11 protein-coding genes are annotated in these 13,485 nt (G+C 51.4%); 5 read left to right on the forward strand and 6 right to left on the reverse strand.

What is annotated here, in order from left to right:
• Window positions 1-10: 10 nt before the first annotated feature.
• The 5 genes from rbsB to kup form a co-directional block, all read right to left on the reverse strand.
• On the reverse strand, window positions 11-901 hold the full coding sequence (gene rbsB / locus KXD89_RS22000; protein WP_001056271.1) for a ribose ABC transporter substrate-binding protein RbsB: 891 nt from the start codon (window positions 899-901) through the stop codon (window positions 11-13).
• Between the two features lie 24 nt (window positions 902-925).
• Complete coding sequence (gene rbsC, locus KXD89_RS22005) at window positions 926-1,891, reverse strand: ribose ABC transporter permease (RefSeq protein ID WP_000211858.1); 966 nt, start codon at window positions 1,889-1,891, stop codon at window positions 926-928.
• A gap of 4 nt (window positions 1,892-1,895) precedes the next feature.
• On the reverse strand, window positions 1,896-3,401 hold the full coding sequence (gene rbsA / locus KXD89_RS22010) for a ribose ABC transporter ATP-binding protein RbsA (protein ID WP_000387770.1): 1,506 nt from the start codon (window positions 3,399-3,401) through the stop codon (window positions 1,896-1,898).
• Window positions 3,402-3,408: 7 nt separating this feature from the next.
• Window positions 3,409-3,828, reverse strand: a complete 420-nt coding sequence (gene rbsD / locus KXD89_RS22015; protein WP_001301979.1) for a D-ribose pyranase — start codon at window positions 3,826-3,828, stop codon at window positions 3,409-3,411.
• Between the two features lie 166 nt (window positions 3,829-3,994).
• Window positions 3,995-5,863 (reverse strand): low affinity potassium transporter Kup, encoded by a 1,869-nt coding sequence (gene kup / locus KXD89_RS22020; protein WP_072647306.1) that lies wholly within the window; start codon window positions 5,861-5,863, stop codon window positions 3,995-3,997.
• A gap of 222 nt (window positions 5,864-6,085) precedes the next feature.
• On the opposite strand from kup, the gene ravA reads away from it, so the two are divergent.
• A complete protein-coding gene (ravA, locus tag KXD89_RS22025) occupies window positions 6,086-7,582 on the forward strand; it encodes an ATPase RavA (RefSeq protein WP_001299914.1) in 1,497 nt (498 codons plus the stop codon).
• Window positions 7,576-9,027: an ATPase RavA stimulator ViaA gene (gene viaA / locus KXD89_RS22030; protein ID WP_000956642.1), complete on the forward strand. Its 1,452-nt coding sequence runs from the start codon at window positions 7,576-7,578 to the stop codon at window positions 9,025-9,027. The genes ravA and viaA overlap by 7 nt, the downstream gene beginning before the upstream one ends.
• A 4-nt stretch (window positions 9,028-9,031) precedes the next feature.
• Here viaA and asnA read toward each other — a convergent pair whose 3' ends face one another.
• Window positions 9,032-10,024 carry an aspartate--ammonia ligase gene (gene asnA / locus KXD89_RS22035; RefSeq protein WP_000845104.1) on the reverse strand — a complete coding sequence of 331 codons (993 nt, stop codon included), beginning with the start codon at window positions 10,022-10,024 and terminating at the stop codon, window positions 9,032-9,034.
• 151 nt (window positions 10,025-10,175) lie between these two features.
• Here asnA and asnC point away from each other — a divergent pair, with 151 nt between their 5' ends.
• The 3 genes from asnC to mnmG all read left to right on the forward strand — a co-directional run bounded on the left by asnC (window position 10,176) and on the right by mnmG (window position 13,435).
• Window positions 10,176-10,634, forward strand: coding sequence for a transcriptional regulator AsnC (asnC, locus tag KXD89_RS22040; RefSeq protein ID WP_000432970.1), 459 nt, complete (start codon window positions 10,176-10,178; stop codon window positions 10,632-10,634).
• Window positions 10,635-10,723: 89 nt separating this feature from the next.
• Window positions 10,724-11,167 carry an FMN-binding protein MioC gene (gene mioC / locus KXD89_RS22045; RefSeq protein ID WP_000763724.1) on the forward strand — a complete coding sequence of 148 codons (444 nt, stop codon included), beginning with the start codon at window positions 10,724-10,726 and terminating at the stop codon, window positions 11,165-11,167.
• 378 nt (window positions 11,168-11,545) lie between these two features.
• A complete protein-coding gene (mnmG, locus tag KXD89_RS22050; protein ID WP_000499788.1) occupies window positions 11,546-13,435 on the forward strand; it encodes a tRNA uridine-5-carboxymethylaminomethyl(34) synthesis enzyme MnmG in 1,890 nt (629 codons plus the stop codon).
• The last annotated feature ends 50 nt before the right edge of the window (window positions 13,436-13,485 follow it).

Consider the following 13,485-nt stretch of genomic DNA (forward strand, 5'->3'; position numbering starts at 1 on the left):
CTGATTAAAACTACTGCTTAACAACCAGTTTCAGATCAACCGGATACTTAGCCTGAACTTTCTCGCCTTTCAGCACTTTATCTGCGGTTTCGACGCCTTTCGCGCCAATCTGATCGGGTAGCTGAGCGATAGTCGCTGCTAGTTTGCCATCATTCACCGCTTTTTCGCCATCCGGTGTACCGTCAAATCCGACGACCATCACATCCGATTTACCGGCAGTTTGCAGTGCGCGCAGCGCGCCCAGCGCCATTTCATCATTCTGCGCGAATACAGCCTGAACATCCGGATGAGCGGTCAACAGGTTCTGCATTACGTTCAAACCTTTAATGCGATCAAAATCTGCTGGCTGGCTGGCAAGAACATTAAACTTGTGAGCAGCAACGGCCTGCTGGAAGCCTTCGCCACGTTCACGGGCTGCGGATGTACCAGCAATGCCTTGCAGCTCGATAACTTTGGCACCTTCACCCGCTTTCTTCGCGATGTAATCACCAGCGATTTTGCCGCCCAGTACGTTATCAGAAGCAATGTGGCTCACCACTTCACCTTTCGTTGCCTGGCGGTCAAGAGTGATAACCGGGATGTTCGCCTGGTTAGCCATCTTCACAGCATTACCCACTGCGTCGGAGTCGGTCGGGTTAATCAGCAGAATTTTTGTGCCGCGAACGGTTAAGTCCTGCACGTTCGCCAGCTCTTTCGCCGGGTTGTTCTGGGAGTCCAGCACCACCAGGTTATAGCCAAGTTTATCCGCCTCTTTCTGCGCGCCATCTTTCAGCGATACAAAGAACGGGTTGTTAAGCGTGGAGACCACCAGCGCGATGGTGTCTTTTGCCATCGCATTCGCACTGACGGTGGCGCTTAGCGCAACAGCGGAAACCAGGGTAGCCAGTTTTTTCATGTTCATATTCAAGATGTCCTGTAGTCGTTATTACTGCTTTTTGTTGTCTACCAGCACCGCCAGCAAAATCACCACCGCTTTGACGATCATCTGGTAATAGGAGGAAACACCTAACAAATTCAATCCATTATTAAGGAAGCCAAGAATTAATGCGCCGATCAACGTCCCAACAATGCGACCTTTTCCGCCCGCCAGACTCGTACCGCCCAGAACCACCGCAGCAATAGCATCCAGCTCATAGCCAGTCCCCGCCGTGGGTTGTGCGGAGGAGAGACGCGCCACTTCAATGATCCCGGCCAGCGATGCCAGCAGACCACAAAGAGAATAGACGATGATTTTGATTTTATTGACGTTGATACCAGAAAGACGCGTTGCCGCTTCGTTGCCGCCCAGCGCGTAGATGTAACGCCCCAGACGCGTGTGATGCAGCATGTACCAGGCCGCGAGGAAGACAATCCCCATGATCCAGACTGGCGTCGGTACGCCCAGCGGACGACCAATACCAAACCAGCCAAACAGATCGGCGTTCTCAGTAAAGCCGGTATTCACTGGGCTACCGTTGGTATAAACCATGGTCACGCCGCGCAGTAAAAGCATCATAACCAGCGTAGCGATAAACGCCTGGACGCGACCTTTCGCTACAATCACCCCGGTTACCGCACCAATTGCGGCACCTAACGCGAGAGCAGCAGCGACAGCCACCAGCGCATTGACTTCAATGCCGACGATAGATGCAGCAACTGCGCCGGTCAGCGCCAACAGAGAACCTACCGATAAGTCGATGCCCGACGTCAGGATCACCAGCGTCATCCCGACCGCCATAATGGCGTTCACTGAGGTTTGCTGGAGAATATTGAATAAGTTATTGATGGTGAAAAAGTTCGGGCTTAACGTCGAGACAATCGCGATCAGCACCAGCAGAGCGATAAGCGATTTCTGCTCCATCAGCCACGCTTTCGTGAAATAACGGCGACCAGAGACAGTCTGGGTTGTCATTTTTTTACTCCTGATTCACGCGATTAAGCTTGCCCACAGCGGCAGCCATTAACACTTCCTGGGTGGCCTGCTCACGAGTAAATTCCCCGCTGAGATGCCCTTCATGCATGACGATGATGCGATCGCTCATGCCTAATACTTCTGGCATCTCCGATGACACCAGAATGATGCTCAAGCCATCGGCTTTGAACTGGTTAATCAGTTGATAGATCTCTTTTTTCGCGCCGACATCTACGCCACGGGTAGGTTCATCAAGGATCAACACTTTGGGGCGTGTCATCAGACCGCGGGCAATCGCCACTTTTTGCTGATTGCCACCGGAAAGCAGACCAATTGCCTGTTCCATCGACGGAGTTTTCACATTAAACAGACGAATGAAATCACTCACAGCCTGCTGTTCATCGGCATGCTTCAAACTGCCGCCAGCGCGGCTGAAGTAGCGCAGCGCTGTCAGCGACATGTTCTCTTTTACTGACATGCCCAACACTAAACCGTCACGTTTACGGTCTTCGGAGATATACACAATGCCGTTTGCCAGGCCATCCTGCGGTGAACGGGTAACGACTTCATGCCCATCCAGGGTGACGTAACCGCTGGTGCGCGGTAGTGCGCCGTAGAGCACTTTCATCAGTTCGGTACGACCTGCGCCCATCAAACCAGAGACGCCAAGAATTTCGCCTTTGCGTAAAGTAAAAGAGACATCGTTAACGCCAGGTCCGCAGAGATTATCGACTTTCAGGCGGATATCTCCCGGCGCTTTGTCCAGGTGCGGATATTGATCTTCCAGCTTGCGACCCACCATCATCTCAATCAGCGAATCTTCGGTCAGTGATGCCACTTCGCGCTCAGCAATAAATTGCCCATCACGAAAAACGGTAACGTCATCGCAAATCTCGAAGATTTCTTTCATGCGGTGGGAGATATAGACAATACCGCGGCCTTGCGATTTCAGCTCGCGGATGACGCGGAACAGGGATTCGGTTTCGGTATCGGTCAGCGCATCGGTCGGTTCATCCATAATGATGACTTTCGACTCAAAGCTCAGCACTTTGGCGATTTCAACCATTTGCTGGTCACCGATGGAAAGATCGCCCACCAGCTTGTCGCTTTTAAAGCGCAGGTTAAGTTTAGCCAGCAATTTATCCGCTTCGGCATACATGGTTTTCCAGTCAATTTTGCCAAAGCGATTAACAAACTCACGACCGAGGAAAATGTTTTCGGCAATGGTCAACTGCGGGATCAGGTTCAGTTCCTGATGGATAATCCCAATCCCGGCTTCCTGGGAAGATTTTGGCCCGGTAAATGTCGTTTCTTTCCCCAGCCATAAAAGCGTACCGGCATCGCGAGTATAGATGCCAGTAAGCACTTTCATCATGGTGGATTTACCCGCGCCGTTTTCGCCCACCAGCGCCATCACGCGGCCCGGATAGACATTTAACGCTGCGCCCGAGAGGGCTTTTACGCCCGGGAAGGCTTTATCGATGCCTTTAAGCTGAAGTAATGCTTCCATGACGGCCTCAGAACGTCACGCCAGCACAGAGAATGATATTCGCATACGGAGAACATTCTCCGCTGCGAATTACCGCCTGACTTTCTGCGGTTTGTTGTTTGAATTGTTCATGCGTGGTGTAACGAATTTCAATGGTATTTCCCTGGTGTTTTTGCAGCTGCTCAAGGTGAGTGAGCAACGTTTCGTGGAGTTGCGGATTATGGTGTTTGATCTCTTCCGCGATAATGGCCGCCTCGACCTGCATTTCATTTGTGACGACGCCCAGCACCTGCATAAAAGAAGGTACACCCTGGGTTAATGCCATATCGATACGCGTTGTACTTTTGGGGATGGGTAAACCAGCATCACACACCACCAGCGTATCGGTATGTCCCAGACGGGAGATCACCGATGAAATATCAGAATTAAGAACGGTGCCTTTTTTCATTTTTTTCTCCATCAGCGAAACGTTTCGCTGACCCACAGTTTAATCCTGACTGAGTTGGGAAAACCATCGTGACGTTACGGAAATGTGATCAACCTCGAAACGTTTTACATGGTGATTAACCATGAAAACAAAAACGCCCCCTTATGAAGAAAGGAGGCGTCTGGCGTTAGATTTCGACCTGAGTACCCAGTTCGATAACCCTGTTTGGCGGGATTTCAAATTGATCTGGTGCACGCAGCGCATTACGTTGCAGCAGCAAGTACAGCTTGCCGCGCAGACGCAAATACCACGGGCGTTTGCCGAGGATCAACGACTCATGCGACATAAAGAAGGAGGTTTCCATCATCCGGCAACTTAATCCTTCCAGACCGCAGCGGTGGAAAACTTCTTCTACGTTTGGCGTTTCTCGCCAACCATAACTTGCCACCACGCGCCAGAAAGTGGGCGACAGTTGTTCAATCTGTACCCGACGGACGTTATGGACATATGGAGCGTCTTCGGTGCGCAGAGTTAACAGAATCACCCGCTCATACAATACCTTGTTATGTTTAAGGTTATGCATCAGCGCAAAGGGAATGACGTTGATTGCACGCGACATATACACCGCGGTCCCGGGCACGCGAACAGGCGGTGATTTCTCCAGCGAAGCAATCATCGCTTCCAGAGAGTTACCATGTTCATGCATCCGCCGCAGCAAGCGGAAACGCTCGCTCTTCCAGGTGGTCATCACGATAAACATCACAGTACCGAGGCTCAATGGCAACCAGCCGCCGGAGAGCAGTTTATCGAGGTTAGCGGTGAACAATGGAATATCGACACAAAGGAAAGCAATCAGGATCAGCGCAACAAAATACTTATTCCAGTGCCAGTTCTGACGTGCCACGGTAGTCGAGAGAATAGACGTCAGCACCATGGTTCCGGTCACCGCAATCCCGTACGCCGCCGCCAGGTTGCTGGAGTGCTCAAAGCTGACAATCACAATCACGACCGCGACATAGAGCATCCAGTTCACAAACGGAATATAGATTTGCCCTGACTCCATTTCGGAGGTGTGAATAATGCGCATCGGCGACAAATATCCCAGACGTACCGCCTGACGCGTCAATGAGAAGACGCCAGAGATAACCGCCTGCGAGGCAATTACCGTCGCCAGTGCGGCGATGATCAGCAGCGGGATCAGCGCCCAGTCCGGTGCCAACAGGAAGAACGGGTTCTTAATCGCTTCCGGGTTCTTTAACAACAGCGCTCCCTGACCGAAGTAATTAAGGGTCAAGGAAGGTAATACGACGGTGAACCACGCCAGGCGAATAGGGAACTTACCAAAGTGCCCCATATCAGCATACAGCGCCTCGACCCCCGTAATCGACAACACCACTGCCCCTAATGCAATAAAAGAAACCGTTTTGTATTCAAGGAAGAAATGCACCGCCCACATTGGATTCAGCGCATGCAGCACTTCCGGGTTAGCAATAATGCTACGTAACCCCAGTCCTGCCAGAATCAAAAACCAGGTCAGCATGATCGGCGCAAACAGCTTACCGACCATAGCCGTGCCATGTTTTTGAATCATAAATAATAAAGTGAGAACGATAATTGAGAGGGGAACTATCCAGGTATCCAGCTGCGGGGCGACGATTTCCAGACCTTCAATGGCTGACATCACCGAAATAGCGGGTGTTATGACGACTTCACCATAGAAAAAGCTGCCGCCGATTAGCCCCATAATCACCAGCATTGATGTGGTTCGCGCCGACGTATTACGCCCGGCAAGCGACATCAACGTCAGGATCCCCCCCTCACCGGCGTTATCTGCCCGCATCACGAAGGTGAGATATTTAATGGAAACCACAAAGATTAGCAGCCAGAAGATCAGCGATAAAAAGCCAAACACGGCATCGCGTTCAACGCCAAAACCAAACTGGCCGGACAAACATTCACGAAGTGTATATAACGGGCTGGTACCAATATCGCCGTAGACAACTCCAATCGCCGCGAGGGTAATCGCGGGCAATGATTGCTTATTATCAGTGCTCATAGACTAGTCTTTCGTTGAAATATGAAATGTGTGCTTAGTCCCTTGGCCCACAAAAAAGCGCACAGTATGCACGATTAACGGCAAAATCGTACTCCTAAATGCGGCCACATTAACCTGGCTCAAAGAAAAATACCCCCCCTTTGAGACTATTTTAGCCACCAGCAAGAAACGTCTATACTCGCAATTTACGCAGAACTTTTGACGAAAGGACGCCACTTCATTATGGCTCACCCTCATTTATTAGCGGAAAGAATTTCCCGCCTGAGCAGTTCGTTGGAAAAGGGGCTTTATGAACGTAGCCACGCCATCCGCTTGTGTTTATTAGCGGCATTAAGTGGTGAAAGTGTGTTCCTCCTTGGCCCGCCAGGTATTGCCAAAAGTTTGATCGCCCGGCGCTTAAAATTCGCCTTTCAGAATGCCCGCGCGTTTGAATATCTGATGACCCGCTTCTCCACGCCGGAAGAAGTTTTTGGTCCCCTTTCTATTCAGGCGCTAAAAGATGAAGGGCGCTATGAACGTTTAACCAGCGGTTACCTGCCGGAAGCAGAAATTGTCTTTCTGGATGAGATCTGGAAAGCGGGCCCGGCAATTCTTAATACCTTGCTCACCGCCATTAACGAGCGCCAGTTCCGCAACGGTGCACACGTAGAAAAAATCCCGATGCGTCTGCTGGTGGCGGCCTCCAACGAGCTGCCGGAAGCAGACAGCAGTCTGGAAGCGTTATATGACCGCATGCTGATTCGTCTGTGGTTAGATAAAGTGCAGGATAAAGCGAATTTCCGCTCCATGCTGACCAGTCAACAGGATGAAAACGACAATCCGGTTCCTGATGCCTTGCAGGTCACAGATGAAGAATATGAACGCTGGCAGAAAGAGATTGGTGAAATTACGCTGCCCGATCATGTATTTGAGCTGATTTTTATGCTGCGCCAGCAACTGGATAAATTACCGGATGCGCCTTATGTCTCGGATCGTCGCTGGAAAAAAGCGATCCGATTATTGCAGGCCAGCGCCTTTTTTAGCGGTCGCAGTGCTGTTGCCCCGGTAGATCTCATTTTGCTGAAAGATTGCCTGTGGTATGACGCGCAAAGCCTGAATTTGATACAACAACAAATTGATGTATTGATGACCGGTCACGCCTGGCAACAGCAAGGGATGTTGACTCGCCTTGGCGCGATTGTGCAACGTCACCTGCAACTCCAGCAGCAACAAAGCGATAAAACAGCCTTAACGGTAATTCGTCTGGGCGGCATTTTCAGCCGTCGTCAGCAGTATCAACTTCCTGTTAACGTTACTGCTTCCACTCTGACTCTACTGCTGCAAAAACCGTTAAAACTGCATGATATGGAAGTGGTTCATATCTCCTTTGAGCGTAGCGCGCTGGAACAGTGGCTGAGCAAAGGTGGTGAAATTCGCGGTAAACTGAACGGTATCGGCTTTGCCCAGAAACTGAATCTGGAAGTTGATAGCGCCCAACATCTTGTCGTTCGCGATGTAAGTTTACAAGGCAGTACGCTGGCACTTCCCGGTTCATCGGCTGAAGGTCTGCCTGGTGAAATAAAACAACAACTGGAAGAGCTTGAAAGCGACTGGCGCAAGCAACACGCTTTATTCAGCGAACAGCAAAAATGTCTGTTTATCCCTGGCGACTGGTTAGGTCGCATTGAAGCCAGCCTACAGGATGTCGGTGCACAGATTCGCCAGGCACAACAATGCTAACGCTGGATACGCTTAATGTGATGCTGGCCGTCAGCGAAGAGGGATTGATCGAAGAGATGATCATCGCACTGCTGGCCTCACCGCAGCTGGCGGTCTTCTTTGAAAAATTCCCACGCCTGAAGGCGGCAATCACTGATGATGTTCCCCGCTGGCGTGAAGCGCTGCGCAGTCGGCTGAAAGATGCCCGAGTCCCGCCGGAACTCACCGAAGAGGTGATGTGCTATCAGCAAAGCCAGCTCCTCTCCACGCCACAGTTTATTGTGCAGCTACCACAGATCCTGGACTTACTGCATCGTCTGAATTCTCCATGGGCAGAACAAGCCCGACAGTTGGTTGATGCTAACAGCACGATCACTTCAGCGTTACACACGCTTTTTCTCCAGCGTTGGCGTTTAAGTCTGATCGTGCAAGCAACGACGTTAAATCAACAGCTATTAGAAGAAGAACGCGAACAACTGTTGAGTGAAGTTCAGGAACGCATGACGCTGAGCGGACAACTTGAACCGATTCTCGCAGATAACAATACTGCAGCTGGTCGTCTGTGGGATATGAGCGCCGGTCAGCTTAAACGTGGCGACTATCAGTTGATTGTGAAATACGGTGAATTTCTTAACGAACAGCCGGAACTGAAACGCCTGGCAGAGCAGCTGGGGCGTTCTCGGGAAGCCAAATCAATACCGCGCAACGATGCGCAGATGGAAACCTTCCGCACCATGGTGCGCGAACCGGCGACGGTTCCTGAGCAGGTTGATGGTCTGCAACAAAGCGATGATATTTTACGTCTCCTGCCGCCAGAACTGGCGACACTAGGGATAACGGAACTGGAGTATGAGTTTTACCGTCGGCTGGTGGAAAAACAGTTGCTCACCTATCGCCTGCACGGTGAGTCGTGGCGTGAAAAAGTGATCGAACGTCCGGTGGTACATAAAGATTACGATGAACAGCCGCGCGGGCCGTTTATTGTCTGTGTGGATACTTCCGGCTCAATGGGCGGCTTTAATGAACAGTGTGCGAAAGCGTTCTGCCTGGCCTTGATGCGCATTGCTCTCGCAGAAAACCGGCGCTGCTATATTATGCTATTTTCCACCGAGATCGTCCGTTATGAGCTTTCAGGCCCACAAGGCATCGAACAAGCAATCCGTTTTTTAAGCCAGCAGTTTCGTGGCGGCACCGATCTTGCCAGTTGTTTTCGCGCCATTATGGAACGCTTGCAAAGCAGGGAATGGTTTGATGCCGATGCGGTGGTGATTTCTGATTTTATCGCTCAGCGGTTGCCTGACGACGTGACGAGTAAAGTGAAAGAGCTGCAGCGGGTACATCAGCATCGCTTTCATGCCGTGGCGATGTCGGCACACGGCAAACCCGGCATCATGCGCATTTTCGATCATATCTGGCGCTTTGATACCGGGATGCGAAGCCGCCTGCTCAGACGCTGGCGGCGATAAATTATTACAGCAGAGAAGGGACGCTCTCGCGAACAGCAGCTGGCCATACTCCACACTGAACCTGGCCGATATGCGGCAGTTGCAGCAGCAGCATAGTCAAACGAGACTGGCCGATACCGCCGCCGATGGTCTGCGGCATTTCACCGCGCAGCAGCGCCTGATGCCACTCCAGCTCCAGGCGATCTTCGTCACCGGTCAGCGCCAGTTGATGCTTCAGCGTGTCGGCATCTACACGGATCCCCATGGAGGAAAGCTCAAACGCATCTTCCAGTACCGGGTTCCACACCAGAATATCGCCGTTCAGACCCGCATGGCCCAGCTCTGACGGGGTGCTCCAGTCATCATAATCCGGTGCGCGCACGTCGTGGCGATGACCATCGCTCAGCTTGCCGCCAATCCCGACAAGGAATACCGCGCCAAGATCTTTCGCTATCGCCCGCTCACGCCCTTTGGCATCAAGATCCGGATAACGAGACAGTAACTCCTGGCTGTGTACGAAGTGGATCTGATCCGGCAGGAACGGTGCCAGGCCAAACTCTTCGCTAACCGCAGCTTCGGTTGCTTTAATTCCCGCCCAGATCGCCTCTACCGTGCTTTTCAGAGTCGAGAATTGACGCTCACCGTCGCCCATTACGCGTTCCCAGTCCCACTGGTCAACATAGACCGAGTGCAACGGAGAAAGACGGTCTTCATCGGGGCGAAGGGCTTTCATGTGCGTGTACAGCCCTTCGCCCGCGCTGAAGTCGTGTTGCCCTAAGGTCTGACGTTTCCACTTCGCCAGTGAATGAACCACTTCGAACTGGGCATCAGGCAGAGCTTTCACTTTTACCTGCACCGCTTTTTCACAGCCCGACAAGTTATCCTGCGTGCCATCCCCCACACGGCTAAGAATCGGCGCCTGGACTTCGATCAGCCCCAGACGTTCTTCCAGTTGACGAGAAAAGTGAGATTTCACGAAGCTAATTTGACGTTGTTTGGCAATGTAAGCGGTTTTCATTTTTTATACTCCTGCGTCCTGTTGCTTATGATTAAGCAACAAAAACCGACACACATGCAATAATCATTCAATAAAAAGCCTAACTCACTTTTGATTCATTAAAAAAGAAGGCTAAAATAGAATGAATCATCAATCCGCATAAGAAAATCCTATGGAAAATTATCTGATCGACAATCTGGACCGTGGCATCCTGGAAGCATTAATGGGCAATGCGCGCACCGCTTACGCCGAACTGGCGAAACAATTTGGCGTCAGTCCGGGGACGATTCACGTTCGAGTAGAGAAAATGAAGCAGGCGGGGATCATTACCGGGGCGCGTATTGATGTCAGCCCGAAGCAGCTCGGTTATGACGTAGGCTGCTTTATCGGCATTATATTAAAGAGCGCCAAAGACTACCCTTCCGCGCTGGCAAAGCTGGAAAGCCTTGATGAAGTCACTGAAGCCTATTACACAACCGGCCACTACAGCATCTTTATAAAAGTGATGTGCCGTTCGATCGACGCTCTCCAGCATGTACTTATCAACAAGATCCAAACAATTGATGAAATTCAGTCCACCGAGACATTGATCGTCCTGCAAAACCCGATCATGCGTACCATCAAGCCCTGATCGGCTTTTTTAATCCCATACTTTTCCACAGGTAGATCCCAACGCGTTCACAGCGTACAATACGCCACTCTTAATAAAGGTGGCGGTTTATGGCAGATATCACTCTTATCAGCGGCAGCACCCTCGGCGGTGCCGAATATGTAGCAGAACACCTGGCTGAAAAGCTGGAAGAGGCGGGTTTTACCACCGAAACGCTGCACGGTCCGCTGTTAGAAGATTTACCTGCCTCAGGGATCTGGCTGGTTATCAGCTCCACCCACGGTGCCGGAGATATTCCGGACAACCTTTCTCCTTTCTATGAAGCATTGCAGGAACAGAAGCCCGATCTTTCTGCAGTCCGCTTTGGCGCAATCGGTATTGGCAGTCGTGAATATGACACCTTTTGTGGGGCTATCGATAAACTCGAGGCAGAACTCAAAAATTCCGGTGCAAAACAGACAGGCGAAACACTGAAGATCAACATTCTTGATCACGACATTCCGGAAGATCCGGCAGAAGAATGGCTGGGATCGTGGGTTAATTTACTCAAATAAGTATACAGATCGTGCGATCTACTGTGGATAACTCTGTCAGGAAGCTTGGATCAACCGGTAGTTATCCAAAGAACAACTGTTGTTCAGTTTTTGAGTTGTGTATAACCCCTCATTCTGATCCCAGCTTATACGGTCCAGGATCACCGATCATTCACAGTTAATGATCCTTTCCAGGTTGTTGATCTTAAAAGCCGGATCCTTGTTATCCACAGGGCAGTGCGATCCTAATAAGAGATCACAATAGAACAGATCTCTAAATAAATAGATCTTCTTTTTAATACCCAGGATCCCAGGTCTTTCTCAAGCCGACAAAGTTGAGTAGAATCCACGGCCCGGGCTTCAATCCATTTTCATACCGCGTTATGCGAGGCAATCACCATGTTTTATCCGGATCCTTTTGACGTCATCATCATTGGCGGGGGTCATGCAGGCACCGAGGCCGCGATGGCCGCGGCGCGTATGGGTCAACAGACTCTGCTTTTGACACACAATATCGACACTCTGGGGCAGATGAGCTGCAACCCGGCGATCGGCGGTATTGGGAAGGGACATCTGGTAAAAGAAGTGGATGCACTCGGCGGTCTGATGGCGAAAGCGATCGATCAGGCGGGTATCCAGTTTAGGATACTAAACGCAAGCAAAGGACCGGCGGTTCGCGCTACCCGAGCTCAGGCGGATCGTGTGCTCTACCGTCAGGCGGTACGTACGGCGCTGGAGAACCAACCGAACCTGATGATCTTCCAGCAGGCGGTTGAAGATCTTATTGTCGAAAACGATCGCGTGGTCGGTGCTGTTACCCAAATGGGACTGAAGTTCCGTGCCAAAGCCGTCGTGCTCACCGTTGGGACGTTCCTCGACGGTAAAATTCATATCGGTCTGGATAATTACAGCGGTGGCCGTGCTGGTGATCCGCCGTCCATTCCGCTTTCTCGCCGTTTGCGTGAACTGCCGCTGCGCGTTGGTCGTCTGAAAACCGGGACACCACCGCGTATTGATGCTCGAACCATCGACTTTAGCGTACTGGCGCAACAGCATGGCGATAACCCAATGCCGGTATTCTCGTTTATGGGCAATGCGTCCCAGCATCCCCAGCAGGTGCCGTGTTATATCACTCATACCAACGAGAAAACCCATGATGTGATCCGCAGTAACCTCGATCGTAGCCCAATGTACGCAGGGGTGATCGAAGGTGTCGGCCCACGCTACTGCCCGTCGATCGAAGACAAAGTCATGCGCTTCGCCGACAGAAATCAGCATCAGATCTTCCTTGAACCGGAAGGACTGACCTCTAATGAAATTTATCCGAACGGTATCTCCACCAGCCTGCCGTTCGATGTGCAGATGCAAATCGTCCGCTCTATGCAGGGGATGGAAAACGCGAAGATCGTGCGTCCGGGTTATGCCATTGAGTATGACTTCTTCGATCCTCGCGACCTGAAACCGACGCTGGAGAGCAAGTTTATCCAGGGGCTGTTCTTTGCTGGTCAGATTAACGGCACTACCGGTTACGAAGAAGCCGCTGCGCAAGGTTTGCTGGCCGGTCTTAACGCTGCCCGTCTGTCTGCTGACAAAGAAGGTTGGGCTCCGGCACGTTCTCAGGCGTATCTCGGCGTACTAGTTGATGACCTGTGCACTTTAGGAACCAAAGAACCGTATCGTATGTTTACTTCGCGCGCAGAATATCGTCTGATGCTACGCGAAGATAATGCGGATCTGCGTTTGACTGAAATCGGTCGTGAACTGGGCCTGGTGGATGACGAACGTTGGGCGCGCTTTAACGAGAAACTTGAGAATATCGAGCGTGAGCGTCAGCGTCTGAAATCGACCTGGGTAACCCCGTCGGCGGAAGCTGCAGCCGAAGTGAATGCTCACCTGACTGCGCCGCTTTCCCGTGAAGCCAGTGGTGAAGATCTGCTGCGTCGTCCGGAAATGACTTATGAAAAATTAACCACGCTGACGCCGTTTGCCCCTGCGTTGACAGACGAACAGGCGGCGGAACAGGTTGAGATTCAGGTTAAATACGAAGGTTATATCGCGCGCCAGCAAGATGAGATCGAAAAGCAGCTGCGTAACGAGAACACCCTGCTACCCGCGACACTGGATTACCGCCAGGTATCCGGTCTTTCTAACGAAGTGATCGCCAAACTTAACGATCACAAACCAGCCTCTATCGGCCAAGCTTCGCGTATTTCTGGCGTCACGCCTGCGGCCATCTCCATTCTGCTGGTGTGGCTGAAAAAACAGGGTATGCTGCGTCGTAGCGCATAACGCATTAAAAATGCCTGGTAAGCACCCGCTTACCAGGCAACGCATCAAGA

Origin of the sequence: Escherichia sp. TC-EC600-tetX4, assembly GCF_019356055.1 — a bacterium.
Lineage (GTDB): Bacteria > Pseudomonadota > Gammaproteobacteria > Enterobacterales > Enterobacteriaceae.

What these genes read in the sequence shown, in the direction of transcription:
- mioC (WP_000763724.1), top strand. Translation starts at nt 10,724, where the DNA reads ATGGCAGATATCACTCTTATCAGCGGCAGCACCCTCGGCGGTGCCGAA.
- kup (WP_072647306.1), bottom strand. Translation starts at nt 5,863, where the DNA reads ATGAGCACTGATAATAAGCAATCATTGCCCGCGATTACCCTCGCGGCG.
- viaA (WP_000956642.1), top strand. Translation starts at nt 7,576, where the DNA reads ATGCTAACGCTGGATACGCTTAATGTGATGCTGGCCGTCAGCGAAGAG.
- mnmG (WP_000499788.1), top strand. Translation starts at nt 11,546, where the DNA reads ATGTTTTATCCGGATCCTTTTGACGTCATCATCATTGGCGGGGGTCAT.
- asnA (WP_000845104.1), bottom strand. Translation starts at nt 10,024, where the DNA reads ATGAAAACCGCTTACATTGCCAAACAACGTCAAATTAGCTTCGTGAAA.
- rbsB (WP_001056271.1), bottom strand. Translation starts at nt 901, where the DNA reads ATGAACATGAAAAAACTGGCTACCCTGGTTTCCGCTGTTGCGCTAAGC.
- rbsA (WP_000387770.1), bottom strand. Translation starts at nt 3,401, where the DNA reads ATGGAAGCATTACTTCAGCTTAAAGGCATCGATAAAGCCTTCCCGGGC.
- ravA (WP_001299914.1), top strand. Translation starts at nt 6,086, where the DNA reads ATGGCTCACCCTCATTTATTAGCGGAAAGAATTTCCCGCCTGAGCAGT.
- asnC (WP_000432970.1), top strand. Translation starts at nt 10,176, where the DNA reads ATGGAAAATTATCTGATCGACAATCTGGACCGTGGCATCCTGGAAGCA.
- rbsC (WP_000211858.1), bottom strand. Translation starts at nt 1,891, where the DNA reads ATGACAACCCAGACTGTCTCTGGTCGCCGTTATTTCACGAAAGCGTGG.
- rbsD (WP_001301979.1), bottom strand. Translation starts at nt 3,828, where the DNA reads ATGAAAAAAGGCACCGTTCTTAATTCTGATATTTCATCGGTGATCTCC.